The organism is Streptomyces sp. HM190 (assembly GCF_009857135.1).
Taxonomy (GTDB): domain Bacteria; phylum Actinomycetota; class Actinomycetes; order Streptomycetales; family Streptomycetaceae; genus Streptomyces; species Streptomyces heilongjiangensis.
This window is the reverse complement of sequence record NZ_CP047318.1, coordinates 1-19,145: the sequence shown is the minus strand read 5'-3', so window position 1 is coordinate 19,145 and position 19,145 is coordinate 1. Positions and strand designations below refer to the sequence as shown.

Sequence of the window (19,145 nt, the reverse complement as noted above, 5' to 3'; positions counted from 1 at the left end):
TTGCCTCCCATGAGCGGCTGCGCAGCTCACTCACCGCGGCGGTCCGTCAGGGCCCCGGTCCGGCGCGAGCTGGCCGGCTGCCGCCATCACCAGGCGGGAGAGCAGATTTCCGGAGAAGCCGAGCAGCTCATCCGACCATGCCGGGGCCCTTGTTTTGGAATGCGTTGGCGCGCGTCGGCGGGTTCAGGCAGCATCCCGCCCATGGAGCAACCGCCCGAGTTCCTCCGTCGCGGCGACGTCGAGCTGCGTCGCTGGCGCGAGGACGACCTTGAGATCCTTTGTCAGGTGGTCGGTGAGGCACTCGATCACCTGCGCCCCTGGATGCCGTGGGTGGCGAATCTGGTCGCGAGCTGTGGGAGGGGTTCTTGGCCCGCAGTGACAGGGGATGGGAGGCTGGCTCGGACTTCCGGTATGCGATCACCTCGGGGGGAGATGTGATCGGCAGCTGTGGGCTGCGTCAAGTCGGGGCCGGCGTCTGGTACATCGGCTACTGGCTCCATCCTGCATGGACGGGCAAGGGATTCGCGACCATGGCCGCTGGGGCGCTGGTGGGTGCGGGGAAGGGTATCCCCGGTGTCGATCGGATCGAGATCCGTCATGATGCGGCCAATCCCGCCAGTGGCGCGGTCGCGCGTCGGCTCGGCTTTGCCGAGGCGGAGCGGGTGAGGGAACCGGATGGTCCGGAAGCCCCCGGCGAGGTGGGCGTCACGGTGGTTTGGTGCATTGACGCCCGGCCAGCGGCCGCATCCTGAGGGCCGGGCGAGGCCGTTCATGATCGCGCTTGTGGTGGCCCTCCGTGGCTCCGGCACTGAAAGTGATCCAGAACCAGGAGTCGAGCGACGCCGAGAGCCTGTATCAGTCGGTCGATGTTGGACACCAGAGAGGCCAACTCGTTGTGAGGTGTGCGGCGTAGGCTCAACACTCGGATTCGAGCTAGTGCGCGATTCCAGGGTGGTCGTCAGTCATTGTCAGTGGCTACAGGTACAGTGCTCCCCTCGAGATCGGAGGGGCTGCCTCCAGGGCGTTGCGCATTATGAAGCCCCGGGCAAATGGCGCCAAAATGACCACCGCTCAGGCGTGCCACACCTCACCATTCTAGTGTGATTCGTGCCACAGGGGCGGCGGGCAAGCTGCACCATACCCTCAATGAGCTGCATCCTTGCCGGTTTCCGACAGAGAGTGCCCTGTGCCCACGATGTAATCCGCGCGTGCACTTTGCGCTCCAGTCAAGGCAAGATGGGGGCACTGCCGTATCGAGATGTGGCTTGCATCACATCTACCCTTGTCAGGGTTGCGTACGGCTCGGTAACGCATTCGGGCATACGGAAGGCCCCACCCGCTGCCTGGCAAAGCTCTGGGTGAGGCCCTCCTGGTACAGCGCACAACCGACTGCTGCGAGGCCCCGGCCGTCAGGCCGGGGCTTTTCGCGTTACCAGGGCCAGTGATCCGACACGATCTTGTAGATCGTGTAGACCGGCCCCAGCCAGCGCACCAGCCTGTACGTCTGGTCACGCCTGCTGCAGCAGCGGCAGTGCCCCTCCGGCACGTCGTTCATCGCCATCGGGTCAATCACCGCCCTTCCATGGGCCACGACCATCGTGGACACCCGGGTGGCGCGCGAGAGTCTCGGACCCCAGGGCGATGACTGATAGCTAGGCAGATTACCCGCACGCTCCGCCAACTGGGTGAGGTGAACTCCCGCCCCGCACACCGCGAGTCGGGTACGGAGCGTGACCATGACGCGATCAAGGGCCAGGTGGTCTACACATACTGACCGGACGGGCCTTCTTAGCTGCGACGTCTCCTGACGGTACGTCTGGTGCCGAGCGGCGGTTCCCGTTCCGTACGTGGCGGTTCTCACACAGGGAGCGCGTATATCGGGTGAACGCGCGCCCCCTCGAAGCGCTGGAATCCATGCTCTTCACTGTTTGTCAGCAAGCTTCAATGCTGCGGGAGTTGCTATGCGATCCTGCCCTGAGAGGACGGGGAAGCGCTGAGACTGGCAGAAGAAGGCCCAAAGAGTTTCTTCTCATCGTCAAAGGCGTCACCGCTGAGACCGTTCTCGATGCGGACGGCCTTCATGAAGAGCACTCCGCACTTCACCAGAGACGGTGGACGAGTGATCCGGCTTGCAAAAAGGCGTCCTTCTCCGTCGCGCTCTGCAACGACTTGCCCGTGGAGAACATCGCGAGGAAGAGGCAACGGGCTTCAACGTGAAGGCGTAGTGATCATCTACCGTCAGTTGAGCCCGTGTGGTGGTAGGGGATCGTTGAAGACCAGGCAGGTGTCAGCGTGGCGGACGATCTTCGCGTCATTGGTCGCCGCGTCGCGCAGTGACCTTTGCGCGTTCGCACCATCGGAGGCGACGATAAGGCTCTGGAAGATGCCCGACTGCTCGTGCAGTGACGGCCTGCCAGTTGTTCCGCATGCCGTTGTCGTCCCAACAATGTCACTGCCCGAAGGAGTCGGGGGAGATGCGTTCGAAGACGAGCGGCAGGTGGGCGATCGTACCGTCGGGGTGCTGGTAGCGGACGCGCGTGCTCAACAGACGTCCGTAGTGGCCGTTGGCGAGGTGGGTCCGCAGGATGTCCTTGCCGATGGTCTCCAGCCAGATGATCGTCAGCTCGTGCTGCTGGAGCCAGTCCGCCAGCCAGGCGTGGTCGATGGTGAGTTCGTTTTGGCCGCCGCCGAAGACCCGGCGGACGACGGCAACGGTGTTGCCGTCGTCGTCGCGCCAGGCGCAGCGGCCGTCCCAGCGCAGCGTGCCGGGCGCCGATCCGAACAGATCGGGGGCGGGGGCGAGCAGGCTCACGGTGGGGACGGGGGAGTACTCGTATTCGCCCAGGATGTCGTACGTGGTCGGGGTCGTGGGAACGCCGAACGGCTCCTCGTGCTCGTGGTCCTTGACGTGGAGTTCGGCTGCGAAGTGCTGCCCGAAGGGGTATTCGCCTACGAACCCGTCGGTGAACATGGCCCCGCTGATGCGGGCGATGATGTCGGTGAGGTCCGTGCCGTCCAGTTCTTCACGCAGCGCCGGAAGATCCGCCGTTCTGACGAAGCGGGACATCATGTGCACCCACAGAGACGGCCGGTCGTTCTTCGGTTCCGCGTCCAGCCTCCACTCGTAGTTGCCGGCGAGGACTGTCTGCGGTGTGCCCTCGCTGGTGATGAGCACGGGCACCTCGGGCAGGTCACCGTTTTCGGCGATCCAGTCGGCCGGTGATGCCGCCCGGTTGAAACCCGCCCAGTCGTATGCGGGGACATGGGGGCGTGGCGGTGCTGCTTCATCGGGGCGGGCGTCGCACATGGTCGGGTCCATTTGGTGCAGGTGGCTCGCCTCGGGGCCGGAAATGGCGGGTTTGGGCGGGTCCCAGCGGTCGCGTCGGCGCGGTACGTGGTCGCCGATGCGTCCGAGGAGACGAGCGAAGGCGATCCACTGGTACTTCTTGCCGATCCGTTCGATCCATTTCGGTTTGCTGCGTCCGGCGCCGTACGTGTCCAGCATTTCTTGGTCGAAGTCGGCGTGCAGGGCCGGGTCGTAGCCGAGGCCGGTGACGTCCGTGACGACGCGGCGTGCGATGGCTGCCGGGTCGAGGCCGGGGTAGTCCCGCACTGCGGGAGTGATGACGTAGGTGAAGAAGTCGTCCGCGGTGCAGCTGAAGTGCAGCTTGGGGTAGCGCGCCGAGGCGTCCTTGTAGAGCTGGGTGTCCGCGGCGGTGGGCCAGGTGATCGGCCACGGTGTGGCGTAGGGCGGACGGGTCCGCTCGATGTCGATGCCGTCGGCCAGGGCGCTGTGCTGCTGTGCGCGGCTGATGATGCTGCGGGCCACATCACGCAAGACGGCGTTGGCGCGCGGTGCTCGTGCGAACACCATCTCCCACACGGCGTGGGCTGCGCCATTCCAGGCTGTGGCTGACCCGGCGCGTAGCAAGGCGGTGTAGGCGGCGTAGCAGGTCCGTTCAAGGATCCAGTCGTCGTCGGCGTCCGTCATCTGGTGCAGCACGGCCGGAGTCTGCTCCGGATGCTGGATGAGTAGGCGCGCGGCCGCCATGGTGGCGTCGTCCCGCACGCGCCGATCAGAGCAGCTGGTACACCACAGCAGTGCCATGACCCACAGCCTGCAGGTACGGGGCGTTGTGCGCGTCACGTCCGCGTGCCGGGCCCAGGAGATCAGCCGGTGCGCTGCGCCGCCGGTGTCACGCGTGTGGTGCAGCCAGGGGGTCAGGAGCGAGTCGACGTCCGCCATGGACCGGCCGGCCAGCGACTGGTGAAGGAACTCGGCGTTGAGCGGATGATCGGGTCGTGGGGAGAGCCGGAAGAGCATGTCCAGGGCCTCAGGAAACGCCGGGGTGGCGAGCGAGTCCAGGACGGCCTGGGCGGTGCGGGGGGTGATGCTGCTCTGGTCACGCCACGCAAGGCCGGCCACGACGGCCGTCAGGGACTGCTCGTCGCCGACTTCGTCGGCGAAGTCGGTCAGCTCCATGCCCCGGTCTCCCAGGATGACGGAGAGGGCTTCCAGCAGGCCGGGATCGACGAGAGCGTTCAAGCCCAGCAGGTCACGCAGGCTTCCGGATGCCAGCGCCTGGCGGACGTCCGCCGCGGTGGTGAGTGTTTTGGTGGCTGCGCTGACCACGAGGTGCTGACCCAGCCGTTCGAAGGCCATGGCTACGACATGACGCTGCGGCCCCGTGGCCCCGGAGTCGGTGTCTTCAGCCAGCAGGCCCTCACCTACCAGTGCATCCAGGAGGGACGTCTCCGCCTGCTGATCGGCCCAGATGCTGCGCATCAGGGCGTTGGCCTGCGGACGGTCGAGCCAGGGCTGTCCGGCGGAGCTCAGGGCCTGCGCAAACGCATCCATGGCCTGATGGACGATCTGGTCCGCTTCCACGGCGCCCAGCTGCTTACTGACGCGCCGGTTGATCTGCTCGAGCAGGAGAGCGGCTAGGGCATCCAGGCCCATGGATGTCTCGTTGAGCGAGCGGTGTCCCTGGCGGTTGAGGGCCTCGCACAGCAGCCGCAGAAATAGCGGGCTGCTGAACTCTGTCTGCACCGGCGGGGCAGCCGGGGGCTCCAGGCGGAAGTAGTCGGCGTACTCCTGCAGCGCGTCGTGCTCCACGCCTGCAAAACCATGATGGATGATCTCCGTCAGCTCCAGGTCCTCCGGCAGGACCTGCGAGCGGTAGTGCGATCTCAGGGTGAAGACGACCCGCAGATACGTATAGCGGTTGATCTTGGTGATGAGGGTGTCGAGCTGGTCCTGCCACACGGTCCGTGGCCGGGACTCGTTGAGTGCGTCGATCACGACGAGGACAGGGTTGCCGGAGGTCCGGCCCGCCTGGTCCAGCAGGGCGAGCACGTCGTCCCCGCTGAGGTCCTGTGGTAGCCCCAGACGTTCGCGGATCTGCTGCAAGATGTCGCCCTGACGGAACGGACGGCCATGCAGGAACACGCCCAAAAGGCCGTGCTCAAGGCGGCGCTGGACGGCATCGAGGGTGACGAAGGTCTTTCCCTGTCCGGCTTCGCTCGTCAGCAGCACCGCGCGGGCGGAGCGCAGGTCGGCCAGCGCATGCACACGAGAGGCCAGCTCGGTGAGCACCTCCTTGAGCTGGCGCAGGGCATCGACGGCGGTTGCCGGCAGGGAGACCATGTACTCGGCTTGCATCTGGCGCCAGGACGGGGTGTCCCAGCGGGGTCCGAACTGCGCATCCAGGACGGCGGTTTCGGCTTGTTCCGTCGAGGCGACTTGCTGCTGGGCAGCAGCCAATGCCTCGCGAAGGTGGGCTACCGCATCAAGTGAAGGATCCTCTTTCCACCGGGTGAGCGTGTCGATGAGGAGGGCGAGGCTTTGCCGAGCGGGATCGAAGTCGACCCCAACGGGGGCCCCTGCGGTTTCCGTCCCCAAGGGATCCTGGCGCACGTTATCCGTGAGGCGCCGAAGACTTTTGATGTCGCTTTCGAGGGCTACGGCTACCTCGGGGTCGCCGCATACGGCGGCCAGCGCCTGCGTTGTTGGTACCGGCACGTTCAGCGCGGGAAGGTAGCGAGGCCGGGCCGCCTGGACGGCTTCCTCCAGCCGGTCCTGCCACCACTGGCCGGCCAGGATCTCGGCGTCGAACCAGTAGCGCGTCCGCGCACCATTGAGGTCGATATTCCGGAAGCGTGTGATGAGATTCGTGGCCCACTCAACACGGAAGGCGACCCGCATGCCGCGCTGGGACGCCGCGCTCTGCCAGCCGCTGAGCCAACCTCCCGGACCGTAAACCTTCTCGTGCAGCGACTTGCCTTTTCCCTTCCGAGGGCCGGTGGGATCGACCGGGATGGCGATGAGGTACTCGACCAGCTGCGGGTGTTGTTCCAGTGCGGTACGCACGGAGTCGTCGAGCTGGGCCTTGTCGACGTCCCCCTGCCGTGTCCAGTACTTGGCCTGCCAGCCGACTTCTGTGCCGTCGGCAAGGGTCCAGAAGCACTCGACTCCGCCATCGCCGCCGGCACCGGCGAGACTGACGAACACGGCACCATCCTGCGGCTGGTCCTCGGCCGCGAGCTCGCAGACGAACTGCTCGAAGCCGGACCGCTGTCCCTCAGCCCCGGCCGACCGGATACGCGAGAAGTCGATGTCCGGGTGATGCATGGTTCCCCCGTGAAATGGCAGAAGGAGGTCATACCGCCGTGGAAGGCTAACCGACCGGATTCCCGGCTTATGACATATCACCGTCATCCATGGCTCCGGCCGCTGCCTGCACTGACAACGCCAGGGCGCTGGACGGCGGTTCGTCTGGTCTTCGCCTTGAGGCGGGCAGAGCGCTGCCGTGCCTACTTCGGCTCGTTCGGGCCCGAGTCAGCGCACGGCTTCGGCGTCGAGCCGACCGGCGGCGTCGGCGAGCTGGCGGGCGTGAGCCGCCAGGGCCCTCCAGTCGGGGTCTGGGCTGCCTGGATGCAGGCGGCCAGGTGAGTCTGCAGCTTGGTGTCCGTGTCGGCGGGAGGTTCAGGAGCTGGTGTGTGCTGGTCCGCGTCGGCCGCAGGCGCGGTGGCGGGGGAGTCCTGGCGTGCGGTGCGCCGCTGCTCAGCGGCCCGGATGCCTTCCCGGAACCGCTCGACCTCACGCAGTTTCGCAGCGCGTGAGCCGTCGCCCTGGGCGGTCGGTTTGCGCGCGCCTTTGGGCTTTTTGTCCTTTGGGCCGCCGTGGTCCCCGCTGGTGAGCTGCACGCGTTTGGACGAGCCGTCCCGCCGTTGCCGTCCGCCCCTGCTCATGCTTCCCACGCTACCCGGGCCGGGCACGGCTGCGACTGAGCTGGTCATGGAATCCGTTCCCGAGGCGGAACGGCGGACCACCCCGCCCGACGGCGGCGCCTGTCGGCAGTGAGCGGCTGGCTGATCATCGTCTGCGGTGGCGCCAGTGCTGGTGGACCTTGAGGACCTCGTAACTCCATGCCGTTTGCCGCTGGGTGGTGTTCGTGCCGCAGGACAGGCCCAGGTGTCCGGCGATGACGGGAAAGCGTGGATGCATCTGCCGGTTGCTGGTGGCCACGAGGGCGGACAAGAGCGGTTCGCCGTCCTGGCGGTCTTCGTCGACCAGCCACAGGATCACGGATTCATCGTCGGGGTGGAGCCGGGGCAGGCCGGGCAAGCGCTTGCGGATCAGAGGCCAGCTGGTGGTGGCGCCGGCCTTCGCGCTCTGCTCCAGCAGCGGACGCAGGCCGGTCGCGATCTCGTACAGCTGCGCGGCCTGCAGGAAAGCGGGCCGGGACCGGCGGGAAGGCTGCTGGGCCGACGCTGCTGTGGAGGCGTCAGCGGGGCGGGCTGCCTGCCGCGTGCGCGGGGAGGGGGGCTTGCCCGGCCGGTCTTGTTGCGAAGAGGGGGACCAGGCAGGCTCCGGCTTCTGCGTACGCTCGGCAGGCGTCGGCCGCGGCGGCGCGGCGACGCTCCGGCCGGGACGCGATGGAGGGCTGGCGGGGCGGATGACGCCTGGAGCCGTTCGGCTTCCTGCCACCTGCGGGAGGCGAGGATCTCCTTGTAGGACTGCAAGAGTGTTCGCTGCTCCTGGTCTCACTGGGCGGTGCTCCTGCCGCTTGCTGCCAGGCCAGCGCGTACAAGTCGGCCGCCGCGGCGACGGAATGCCGGTCGATGGCCCGCTTCAGCTCCGTCAGCGTGTGGTTCAGCGTGCGGCGCACCGTGGCGATCTCCATCGCAGAGCGCGGCGCCCGGCCGGTGGTACGGCGGCGGAAATCCGTCTGCCAGTCGGCGCCACCGCTCAGACGCACCCGGTTCCTCGTCATGTCCACTCCCCCCAACGCCCCCCGCAACTGGGCACATCACGCGTGCGACGGCACGCCGTTGCGGCGTCCGGCCGTACGCGAGAGCCCTGATTTACCCGCAGTTGGCCGTTGCCAATCCGGGCGATCGCACGGGAGACGAGGGAGTACGCGACCGCTAGGGCGTGTATCGAATGTGCTGGTCACAGCCATTCATTGATGGCCGCTACGAGGACGGTCGCCTCGTAGCGGACCGCGAGCTTGTCGTACCTCGTGGCCACGGCCCGGTGCCTTTTGAGGCGGTTGATGCCGCACTCGACCGCGTGCCGAGCCTTGTAGTCCTGCGGGTCGAACTTCGGCGGTCGGCCGCCGCGCGAGCCGCGTTTCTTGCGGTTGCGGGCCTGGTCGGCCTTGTCCGGGATGGTGCAGCGGATCCTGCGCTGCCGCAGGTAAGCGCGGTTCTTCCGGGAGGCGTACGCCTTGTCGGCGCGCACACGATCGGGCCGGGTGCGCGGCCTGCCTGGGCCAAGACGCGGGACGCGGATCTTGTTCAGGACAGGCTCGAACTGCGGGGAGTCGCCCCGCTGGCCGGCCGTGATCACGATGGACATGGGCTTCTGGCCTTGTTCGACGGCCAGGTGCAGCTTGGTGGTCAGGCCACCGCGCGAGCGGCCGAGGCCGTGGTCGTCGGGCTCGACGCCGACGCCGCCGGGCGGCTCCTTCTGCAGCTCCCCTTTTTCCTTGCCCCGGCGGCGTGCTGGTGGGCCCGACACACCGTGGAGTCGACGTTGATGTCCCAGGTGATCAGCTCTTTCGCGTCGGCCCGGGCCTGGAGCGCGGTGAAGATCCGATGCCAGGTGCCGTCCCGCTGCCACCGCCGGAACAAGTCGTACGCCCGGCCCCACGGCCCGTACTCGGCGGGCAGGTCCCGCCACGGAACGCCAGTACGGACCCGGAACCGTATGCCGTCGATCAGCTGCCGCCTGGCCCACGTCGGCGGCCGTCCGGGCTTCTTGCCCTTCGGCAACAGCGGTTCCAGCACCGCCCATTGCGCGTCCGTCAGATCTCCACGTGCCACGAAGCAAGATCATCTCACGTTCAAGATCCACTTTCGACACACACCCTAGCGGCACGGACTGGGCATCGCCTTTCAACGGCGTTCACCGACAGCCACGACGACGGCGAGGACGGCGGCAAGCGCGGCGACGCTGGCAGGCACGACGCCCGAGATAATCAGTCTTGTCGAACGTCGGCGGCCGTCCCGGGAGTCCTGCTTCTGACGGTTGCGGACGCGGTCCACCGGCACCGGACGGTCGCCCTGATCCCACAGGCGGCTTGCCCACCCCCGACCACCGGCCGGGCGAGATCGAGGAGATCGGCACGATGACCAACAACACTCCCCAGCCCTCCGCCGCCCGCCCGGTGCTTCAGCGGTGGCTCACCGGCACTTCCCCCACCCACCCCGTACGGCTCATGGAAGCCGCCGCAGGGACGAACCCCGGCTGTCCTCGTCGGACTGGACGCCCTGGAGACGATGGCGGCCGCACTCGACGCCACGGCCGCTGGCGATCCTCGCCGGCGCAGGAAGATCGCGGAGTTCGGGCAGCTGACCTCAATGGGGCAACTCCTGGAGATGCGAGCCGAGTTCGCCCTCGCCCTGACCGATGCTGGGAACGCCTACGAGCTCGACCTGTGCACCACTCTCGGCTGGCCCTACGCATAGCGGCCGCATCTTCGCTCCTGCCGCCGCGGCCGTTGTCTGCCCGCCGCTCACCCGACCCTGGCCTGCTCGCGCAGCGTACGGGCCCACCTCTCGAACCGACGCCGACGCTGGTGGACCACTATTACGACTGTGCGAAGAGACAGAACCCATGGGGTTGGCAAGAAGATGATCGTCGGCGTTGTGATTGTGGTGGGGGCCGCTGGCGCCTGCACGGGTCACGGGTCCGCCCCCGCCAGCAGCAAGCCCCCCGTCAGTGGCAAGCGCCCGGCCGTGAATAAGCACGGGGCCGTAAAGGTGAGCAAGTCGTCGAGCGCACCGCCTGCCGGAACCAATTTGCGCTTCAGCGGCGACATCAAGGGAACTGCTCGCGGAGCGCTGAAGGTACTCCACGGCAAGAGCGGGGCCCACTACGACTACACCGTGCCCGATGGCACCACGCAGTGCGTGATGCCCGCCGCCGACGGCTCTTGGGAGGCGCAGTTCACGGTGCGCATGAACGGCATCGACTGGGAGATCTCCATCGGAAACGGTGCCTCCTTCGGCTCCCCGAAGCCGGGCAAACACCTTGCGGTGTACGACGCCGACACGAATGGCACGTCGAACACGCTGACCTTCGACATCGCCTCGGACAAGGCCCCGAGCAGCGTCGTCCTTGGAGGAGGGGCTGGCAGGTTCCAGTACATCTACTACCTCCCTGACGGCCACAACGACGGCAAGGCGTTGGTCACGATCGATCACGGACTGACCTCCGGCACCCTCGACGCCTGGCTTGCTCCCTGGCAGCAGGAGAACGATCAGGAGAAGCCGCTGTTCCACATCACCGGCCGCTGGGCCTGCAACAGCTAGGAACTATTGCGCCGCCCGCAGGCGTGCGCACCGCGGTGACGCTGGCCTCGACCGGGCACGCCACCCGGTGTCAGTGCCGCGCCGTAGGGTGCCGGACATGGCCCGTTCCTGGACGCGACTGCACGAGCACCTCGGTGCCCAACCCGGCCCCCTCACCTTCGACATGGTCAAGAAAGCCGCCGAAGACCACCTCGCCGAGTCCGACGACCTGGACTGGAAGGAACACCTGCCGCAGCCCCCGCGGGACGGCCGGTGGAACGAGTTGGCCAAGGACGTCGCCGCGATGGCCAACACCCGTGGCGGGCTGCTCATCTACGGTGTCACCGACCAGGACACGAAGCCGGTCGGCATCGACCCGGACCAGGTCAACAATCAGCAGTACGCACAGTGGATCCGCAACCACGTCCAGCCCTACCTGCCCGATATCACCTTCACCGTCCTGCCCTCAGACGACGGCGCCACGAGCTTCCTGGTCATCGACGTGCCCGCCAGCCCCATGGCCCCGCACCATGTGTACGGCACCGCCGCCAAGGACAAGGACCAGCAGGCGGCCGTCGTCCCCTACCGTGACCGTGACCACACCGCCTGGATGGCCGAGCACCAGATCGAACGCGCCTACCGCGAACGCTTCACCCGCGTCCAGCATGCCCAGGAGGAAGCCGACCGGCTCTTCGCCCACGCCCTGGAGAACGTCCTGGCCGAGCAGGCTAAGCCGTCGGCCTGGTTCATCGCCGTCGCCAGGCCTGATCGGCCGCTGCCGCGCACCGCCGAACCTCTGCCCCGGGAGGCGGCCAGCTACATCAGCACCACGGCGAGTGCCAGCTCCCAGGCCCTGGCACGCAACCCTCACGTTGTCGGCCCGCTGCGGACCCTGGAGAGCGTGTCCAACCCCCGGCCCGGACTGCGCCGTTGGGTCTTCAGCACCCTGCATCCGAGCCTGGGCCGGGGGGTCTACGCGGAGCTGCACCACGACGGCAGCATGGTCCTGGCCGCCGACCTGTCCTGGAAGGCCCTGCGCGGCGACCCGGCCGATCCCGACGCGAGGGGCATCCTGGTCGATGCGGACGTCGTCGGCGCCGCCTGCCGCGACACCCTCGCTCTCACCCGGGGACTCGCCCGCCGCCTGGGCGTGGACAGTCTCATCCCCGTGACGACGACCATCGCCACCGCCGAACCGGCGCCCATGACGCCGGTCGTCACCGAGTACGCCACCTTCAGGAGCATCCCCGACCAGGCCCGCCGGCCCCGCCGTATCCAGCCGGTGACTGCCCTGGTGACCCCCGCCGACGAGGACGACCTCCTGCGCACGAACGCCCAGGAGACCTTCACCGACCTGATGCACCAGTTCGGCATCACCGTCGCGTTGTAGCTGGGAGGTCCGGGCCACCCCGGGCATGCCGCCCCGCGACGGCACCTATCCCGACGGGCGACATATGCGATGTGACGCCTTCGGGCGGCCAAGATCGCGGATGATGAGCGGGCAGGGTCCCGCGCCGATCCCAGAGCCAGCGCGGGCCCCGCACACCATGTACGGCGCGCAGGGGTGTCACGGTTGCCGCGGTGGCGCTGCCGTACTGCGGTGCGCCGGGCGCTGCGTTGTGCTGCGGCCCGTGTGGGTGTCGACGGATGCCGCGGCCGGTGACCATGCCGAGCGGGCACCTGGCCGCAGCCGACCACGGCTGCTCGGGCCTGCCGTAGGCACGGACCTCTGGAGGGCACCCCGGCTCACTGGCGCATGCCCTCTCCCGCGCGGTCCGTTCCCTGCTCCTCGATGCCCTGCAGGGGGGAGCGGTGCGCGAGGATACCTCTGAGCCCCATATTGCGCTTGCCGCAATATTTTGCGATTGTCGTAATCATGGATTTGATCGGTGACATCACAGCCATCCGCATCCCCCTTCCGCAGCCCGGTGACGTCACGCCGCAGGAGGGCTACCTCGATGCACGCGAGGAGGCCGAACGAGCGCGTGGGGACTACGCGTTCGCCCTCGAGGCCCAGTGCGACGACCTGCGGGAAGACCCCCTGCTGATCGCTCTCGGCAACGCCCGCGCCGCCCGCGAGGCCGCTGACCGCGAAATCCGCCATCTCCTCGCCTACGGCCGGGAGTTCCATGGCGAGCGCCCCTACAAGCTCGAACCCCTCGCCCAGGCCAGCGGCATGACGCCCTCCGGGATCCGCACCGCCTACGGCAGCAGCGAGATCGAAACCGTCGCCCGCGGCATCGGCCGTACGCCCGACAGCCGCCGCGCCCGACCTCCGGCCACGCCGGAGCCCTCATGAGCGAACGCGAGGCGGGGATGCACAACGTGCTTGAGGCTGCAGGGCCGGCGAGATCGCCGAGTGTCGGTCCGGTCTTTGCACCCTGAAGGTACGGTCACGGGGTCGGCTTCTGATGCCGGGCGAGGAGTTCGGTGAAGAAGTCCGTCAGGACTTGTTCACCGCCCGGGCCGGTCAGTTCCCAGCCGCCGAAGCGGTAGATCTCGTATCCGGCGAGCCTGAGCCGGCGGTCCTCGGCGACCATCTCCGCATACAGCTGCGGCGCGGCGGTATGAGTGACCCGCCCGTGCTCGTCGGGCGGGTTGGGGCGGCCGTAGTGCTGTACCCCGTCGACCTCGATGACGATGCGCGAGCGGTCCGGCGCCAGGAGCAGGAAGTCCATCCTCTGCCGGTGCAGCGCCCCGGACTGCTTGCCGCTGCGCCGTGTGTAGGGGTCGTAGTGGAGATAGACCTGCGGGATCAGCGCGGGCAGGTCGAAGCCGCCTTCCTTGGCGTAGCGGGCGCAGTAGGTGATCATGAGGAGTTGTTCGGGCGGCGAGTCCAGTGACCGGTAAAGGCGCCGGTAGAGGGCGTCGGCGGCACTCTTCTCGTCGGCGCCGGGCTGGTGGTTGGTCGTCCACCAGGCGACCATCTGTCGCCAGGTGAGTCCGTGCGGCGGCAGGGGATCGGTGAAGACCAGGCAGGTGTCGGCGTGGCGGACGATCTCCACATCGTTGTTCACCGCGTCGCGCAGCACGATCTGCGGTTTCGCGCCGTCGGCGGCGAAGATCAGGTTCTTGAAGGTGCCCGAAGGCCTCTTGGAGAAGCGGCGTTCGTATTCCAGCTCCTGCAGGTCCTCGAGCGCGTCGCGGGTCGGGCCGAGGATCTGCTCGATGCAGTCCCGGCGGGCCTGCCAACTGTTACGCATGCCGTTGTCGCGCCAGTAGGTGCCGAAGCCGCGCGGCCCGTCGAACGCCCGAAACGGCCAGGCGGGCGGTTTGAGAGCGAGGCGTTCCAGGACGGCGCGGTGGGCCTTGATGACGATGGGGACGTTCTCGTCATCCAGGTGCCTGCTCTTGCCGTCGGTGCCGTGGGAGACGAAGTCGTGGTGCAGAAGCCGGGTCAGTGCGATGGCGACCGCCAGGTCGGTGCGGCCGCCCGGAGGGCCGAACCGCAGCGACTCGATCAGCTCGACATCGAGCACCCACGGCTCGGCCCATCCGTCCCCGCTGCTGAAGAATGCCTCGACGTCCACGCACCCACCCCCTGCGACCCGTGGAGAGCACCCGTCCCCCGGAACAGCCAGTTCACCAGATGCCGCTGACACGCCGTCACCCCTCCACGACACTGGGGCAGTTCCGGCTGACGCCATGTCTACCGCCGCGAGTTCACACAAGCCCAGACGGCCAGCACGGCACCTTTCCGTGTTCCGGCCACCCGGTGGTGGCTTGCCAGAAGGCCTTGGCAGGCCACCACCGTGCCGCGATGCCGGCGGCGGTCACGAGGTGCGCACGGCTTCGGTGTAGGTGGTGAAAAGCCGGTCGCCGGTCAGCTTGTGGTGTGCGAGCTGTTCATGGACCGCCTGTTCGTCCGCCCAGCGGTCCGGGCTGCTGGCGAGCGCGGCCGCGTAAGCCGTCACGGCTTCCTTCAGCTTCTCGAACAGGGCCGGGGTGACGACGCGCATGCCCGGCACCGCGGTGGCCTTGGCGTCACAGACCCGGCTGGGGTGCAGCATGACCGGCAGTGCCTCCACCTCCGGGTTGTGGTCGTTGAGCCAGCGGACGCTGCCGCCGAGCTGGTCCATGTCCTTCTTCGCGATGGTGTCGGTGGTGCACCCCGTCTTCAGCTCGACGACCGCCTGCCGCGCCGCCGAGAGCGCCCACAGGTTGTCCGGGCCCGTGCCGTACTGCTTCTCCGGGCGGGTGCTGGCGAACCCGAGATGCAGTCCGAGCTGTTGCCAGGCCCGCTCGGCGTCATCGGAGCGCTCCTCCTCGCCCCACACCACGTCCTCGAACAGCGCCTGCACGCCGAGCCTGAGGCTGGTGCCGTCGCGGTACCGAGCGGCCAGGAAATCGGCGGCGGCGCGCGACTGCACCGCGGCCGCCTTGAGCTGGACGGGGGCACCGTGGTTGACGGGACGCAGGACGAACGCGTTGTCGTTCAGCGCCCCGGCCAGGGCCTGCTGTGCGGCCTTCTGATCGGTCAGGTGCAGGTAGGCGGCCTTCTGCTCCCGCAGCCAGCCCCGCAGCGCCTTGTCGCCGTCGCCGAGGGCGTTCACCGCCTTCTGCACCCGCTCCGCCGCAGCCGGGGTACGGCCGGTGGCCGCGAGATCGAACGCCTCACGCAGCGCCACGGCCTCGCCCCGCACCGTCCCGTGCTCGGCGTAGCGCACCTCCGCCAGCGCCCGCCGGCTGCGCTTCCGCCAGCGCCCGCCGGCTGCGCTCCCGCCACTGCGGCACCCGCCCCAGGCAGGCCCGCAGCGCCTGCCGGACCGCGTCGAGGCCTTCGCCCTTGATCTGCCCGGCGATGTCCCGGCTCAGCTTCAACTGCGCCTGCGTGGCGGGGGAGAACAGGGCCAGGTGACGGGCTTCGTGGATCGCCGTGGCGAGCTTGGCGCCCAGCAGCAGGACCGCGCAGTAGTCCTCGCCGTCGCGCACACCGCGACCCATGCCCTGCTCGATCCGCTGGACCTCCCGGGCCAGGCGGATGGTGCTGTCGGCCAGTGCGACGGCCTCGCGCCGCTCCACCCCGTCCAGGGGCCGGGGGACACCGTCGAGGACCAGCAGACGGCAGGCCCCGGCCGGGAGGTTGACGCCGTCGTACTTGTTGACCAGCACCACCAGACCCACGTGGCCGGCCTGGAGGTCCTTCACCCCCGCCTCGAGGTCCCCGACTCGCCAGATGTGGTGGGCGTAGGGCGCCCAGTTCGCGGCGGCGCGGTCGCTGGGCACCAGCACCACCACGTTGACCGGTTCGGTCTCGGCGACACCATCGCCGTCCTGGTCGCCGTCGGCGAACTGGCGGGCCAGCACACGGACGGCCTCGTCGTCCAGGTCCGGGTTGAGGGCCACCGGGGCCAGGATCATCCGCTCACCGAGGTCCGCGGCGCTGCCCGGCGTGACGGGCTGGGCGACGAGCGCCGGGTCGGCACCGAAGTCGGTGACCAGGGCGCTGTCGTCGGCGAGCGTCGCGGTCAGGTAGACCCTGCGGCGGGCGCGCACGAACGAGGGGATGCGGTCGATCGGCGGGCACGAGGGCCTGATCTCGATCGCCGCCGACGTCGCCGTGGCGGTGCACAGGTGCATCACCTCGGCGAGCAGCGGCCACACGAACATGAAGGTCCGCTCCTCCCGGTGCGGGCGCAGGATCTTCAGCACCTCCTCGTGCTTGTCGGCCCACGCCCAGAACGGGATAGGTGCCAAAGCGGTGGGGTCCTTGTCCTCCAGCTCTGCCCAGGCGTTCGCCGACTGGTGGCGCAGGTCTTCCGCGAACAGCTGCAGCAGCTTGTCGTACGCCCCGTGACCGGCGGGCACCCGCAGCCGGAACTGGTCCTCGGTCCGCGCCAGCGCGGCGTGCGCGTCGTCGACGACGACGACACCCAGGTCGATCGGCTCCTTACCGTCCCCGACGACACCGAAGGCCGACTTGCCGTTGATCAGCTTCTGGTAGTTCGTCACCAGCACGGCCTGGGCCGACAGGAACGCCGGGTCGTGCGGATCGTCGGTGGTGGCGATGCTGAGCCTGGCGGCCTCCTCGCGGACCTGCTTGACGAGGTAGTTGTCCGGGGTCAGGTAGACGGCCTTGCCGATGCCCTCGTTCAAGGTGCTCTGCGCGATCAGCAGGCCGACGGCCGTCTTGCCCCCGCCGGTGTTCTGCTTGATCACCACATCACGGTCACCGCGCCGCTCGAACCACTTGTCCAGCACCTCGCCCTGCTCGTGCCGCAGATACGGCCACGGCCGGCTGGCCAGCCCCGCGTAGATGTCCCGGGGCCGCAGCAGCGCCTCGCTGTCCCCCGTACCGATCCGATCCCAATCCAGCGCCACTGCGCCGTCCTCCTCACCTGCTCGGCGGCATAACGCCGCCTGCACTTCCTCGTCTTTTAGGGGCTGCCGCACACTTGGCGGCGGCCTTCGCACCGCAGCGAAGTTCCCAGGCCCTGGTACAGCTCCTGCTTTCGTCCGCCTCCTGTGCCCACCGGCGGGGGTGCCTTCCGGCCGCCTGGAAGCGGCGGCCGGAAGGCACCCGTTCACGCACCATGCCCGGTCCGTCAAGCCGGCACCGCAGGACAGAGGCTGTCTCCTACCGTTCCTGGGCTGGCAAGGAGACCAGCGTCGCGGGGGTCTGCGTGAGATCCACTCGTGGGTGGGCCGAGCCGTCCGCCGGGTTCAGCAGCCGGGCCGTCCACCCCTCGGTGCTGCGCACCACCTCCAGGGCGCTCAGGTCGGCCAAGGGCAGGACGGTCAGCAGCAACCAGGCCCCCCGCCGGGCCGCGCCGGTCGTGGGGTGCGCGTAGTGCTCGGCGAGCCGGTCGCCGACCGCGCCGGAGCCCTGGCGGCACACGCTGCCCACGTAGCGGCACCGGCGGCGGCTGTCCCACGCGACATACACCGCACAGCTCGCAGCCACCCGGCGGCGCACCGCATCCGGCCGGGCCGGGCATACCATCACCGGCGCATGCCTGCCGCCGTCCTGGACCGCGCTGTCGTCGAGCACCGGGCCCACCAGCCGCAGCACCGGCCGCAGCGCTCGGCCGATCTGCGCGGGCAGCGTGAGGCCGGCGCTCACTCGGTGTCCTCCTCGTCCTCGTCGAACACGAAGAGGGAGGTGTCGACGGGCCCGAACTTCGTGAGGATCTCGGCGAGCTGGGACAGCTGCTCGCGCTGGCCCTGGACGGCATCGAAGGTGCCGAACACCTGGTTGCCGCGCCTCTGGCTCATGCGGGCCAGGGCCCGCGCGGCCTTGGCGGCCGAGGTGATGCCCTGCTCGAGCGTCCGGCGCAGGCGCACGTCCTCCGCCTCGGGCTCCTGGTGCTTGCCCCCCGTCTTGGCCTTGGCCTCCGCGCGGTTCTTGGCGATGGTTTCCAGGGCCTGGGCCGGGTCGGCGGCGTGGACGAGGTCCCACTCGTAGTCGATGATCATCTGCTGGCCGGCCTTGTCGAGCATGGGCTCGCCGTCGCGGACCAGGACACCGTCGACCTCGCGCTCCTGGGTGTGGAACAGCTTGGGCAGCACGGCCGGGTCGGCGGCGACGTGGGCGCGGGCGATGGAGTGCAGCATCCGCAGACCCCCGGCACTCCGCGCCAGCAGATCCAGCAGCTTCACCGGCGTCGCCCGGAAGGGCGCCTTGCGGGCCTCGCGGTCGGTGCCCTCCTTCGAGCCGCGGTCCCGGGTGATGTAGCCGTCGAGGATCGCCGCGGTGCCGCCCAGGACGGTCAGCTCCGCCACGGCGCCCGTCTCGCCGGCCACAGCGCGCTCGAGGATGTCGTCGAGGACCTCGAAGGTGTCCTCGCCCTTGGTCAGCTCCCACGGCTGCTTCCACACCGTGTCGGTGATCGTGCCGCCGTTACCGAAGGCGCGCAGCGGCTGTTCGATGCCCTCCTGGCTGCGGTAGTCCGACAGCGCCATGGGCGCCAGCCGCTCGCTGACCCGCTGCCGGTCGGCCTTGCCCATCCCGAATTCCTGCTTGATCAGCCGGTTCATGGCGTCCGCGTGCGGCCCGGCGAGCACCGCGTGCTGATGGACCGCGGCCGACCACAGCCGGTGCGCCGGAACGCCGAGCAGTTCGTGCATGGCCTGCGCGCCCACGGTGCCCGACAGCACCCGGTGCACGTCCGGGGTGACCAGGCCCTCACGGTGGGCGTGCCGGTAGACCCGCTGCATGCCCTGCGTGTTCTGCGCCCCCGGAGTCCAGGCGGTGACGTGCACGTGCAGGTTGGCCAGCAGGTCGTCCCGGGCCGCCACCAGGTCCGTCAGCGGCCCGCCGCTGTCGGACCGCGCGCCGACGACGACGGTGGCCGGGAAGGCGAGCGTGTGGCCTTCGCGCCGGGTCGCCTCCGTCAGCACGGGCG

13 protein-coding genes are annotated in these 19,145 nt (G+C 68.9%); 4 read left to right on the top strand and 9 right to left on the bottom strand.

Annotation, left to right across the window (positions count from 1 at the left end):
* Window positions 1–365: 365 nt before the first annotated feature.
* On the top strand, window positions 366–752 hold the full coding sequence (locus GSY65_RS00060; protein ID WP_236579624.1) for a GNAT family N-acetyltransferase: 387 nt from the start codon (window positions 366–368) through the stop codon (window positions 750–752).
* A gap of 677 nt (window positions 753–1,429) precedes the next feature.
* Here the strand turns inward: GSY65_RS00060 and GSY65_RS00055 are convergent.
* The 4 genes from GSY65_RS00055 to GSY65_RS00040 form a co-directional block, all read right to left on the bottom strand.
* On the bottom strand, window positions 1,430–1,573 hold the full coding sequence (locus GSY65_RS00055) for a hypothetical protein (protein WP_159765072.1): 144 nt from the start codon (window positions 1,571–1,573) through the stop codon (window positions 1,430–1,432).
* Between the two features lie 876 nt (window positions 1,574–2,449).
* Entirely contained in the window at window positions 2,450–6,631 is a 4,182-nt protein-coding gene (locus GSY65_RS00050; RefSeq protein ID WP_159765070.1) for a hypothetical protein, read from the bottom strand.
* A gap of 744 nt (window positions 6,632–7,375) precedes the next feature.
* Entirely contained in the window at window positions 7,376–7,588 is a 213-nt protein-coding gene (locus tag GSY65_RS00045) for a hypothetical protein (RefSeq protein ID WP_159765068.1), read from the bottom strand.
* An 867-nt stretch (window positions 7,589–8,455) separates the two neighbouring features.
* Window positions 8,456–9,330, bottom strand: a protein-coding gene (locus GSY65_RS00040; protein ID WP_443043178.1) for an IS5 family transposase whose coding sequence is annotated in 2 segments (ribosomal slippage) — window positions 8,456–8,938 and window positions 8,941–9,330 — 873 coding nt in all. Because the reading frame shifts where the segments join, the coding sequence is not laid out codon by codon here.
* Window positions 9,331–10,269: 939 nt separating this feature from the next.
* On the opposite strand from GSY65_RS00040, the gene GSY65_RS00035 reads away from it, so the two are divergent.
* The 3 genes from GSY65_RS00035 (at window position 10,270) to GSY65_RS00025 (ending at window position 13,099) form a co-directional block, all read left to right on the top strand.
* Complete coding sequence (locus tag GSY65_RS00035) at window positions 10,270–10,821, top strand: hypothetical protein (RefSeq protein ID WP_159765066.1); 552 nt, start codon at window positions 10,270–10,272, stop codon at window positions 10,819–10,821.
* 97 nt (window positions 10,822–10,918) lie between these two features.
* Entirely contained in the window at window positions 10,919–12,190 is a 1,272-nt protein-coding gene (locus GSY65_RS34225) for an AlbA family DNA-binding domain-containing protein (RefSeq protein WP_159765064.1), read from the top strand.
* Between the two features lie 486 nt (window positions 12,191–12,676).
* Window positions 12,677–13,099, top strand: a complete 423-nt coding sequence (locus GSY65_RS00025) for a hypothetical protein (protein ID WP_159765062.1) — start codon at window positions 12,677–12,679, stop codon at window positions 13,097–13,099.
* 94 nt (window positions 13,100–13,193) lie between these two features.
* On the opposite strand, the gene GSY65_RS00020 is transcribed toward GSY65_RS00025, so the two are convergent.
* The 5 genes from GSY65_RS00020 to GSY65_RS00005 all read right to left on the bottom strand — a co-directional run.
* Window positions 13,194–14,330, bottom strand: coding sequence for a hypothetical protein (locus GSY65_RS00020; RefSeq protein WP_159765060.1), 1,137 nt, complete (start codon window positions 14,328–14,330; stop codon window positions 13,194–13,196).
* A gap of 243 nt (window positions 14,331–14,573) precedes the next feature.
* Entirely contained in the window at window positions 14,574–15,467 is an 894-nt protein-coding gene (locus GSY65_RS33455) for a hypothetical protein (protein ID WP_236579623.1), read from the bottom strand.
* Window positions 15,415–17,121, bottom strand: coding sequence for a DEAD/DEAH box helicase family protein (locus GSY65_RS00015; protein ID WP_236579622.1), 1,707 nt, complete (start codon window positions 17,119–17,121; stop codon window positions 15,415–15,417). The genes GSY65_RS33455 and GSY65_RS00015 overlap by 53 nt, the downstream gene beginning before the upstream one ends.
* Window positions 17,122–17,377: 256 nt before the next feature.
* Complete coding sequence (locus tag GSY65_RS00010) at window positions 17,378–17,863, bottom strand: hypothetical protein (protein WP_159765058.1); 486 nt, start codon at window positions 17,861–17,863, stop codon at window positions 17,378–17,380.
* Window positions 17,860–19,145, bottom strand: a 1,286-nt coding sequence (locus GSY65_RS00005) for a hypothetical protein (RefSeq protein WP_159765056.1), incomplete at its 5' end; no start/stop codon positions are given. The genes GSY65_RS00005 and GSY65_RS00010, both read right to left, overlap by 4 nt.

Bases quoted from the DNA above. Each gene is read 5' to 3' on its own strand.
- GSY65_RS34225 (WP_159765064.1), top strand. From the start codon at position 10,919: ATGGCCCGTTCCTGGACGCGACTGCACGAGCACCTCGGTGCCCAACCC.
- GSY65_RS00050 (WP_159765070.1), bottom strand. From the start codon at position 6,631: ATGCATCACCCGGACATCGACTTCTCGCGTATCCGGTCGGCCGGGGCT.
- GSY65_RS00025 (WP_159765062.1), top strand. From the start codon at position 12,677: ATGGATTTGATCGGTGACATCACAGCCATCCGCATCCCCCTTCCGCAG.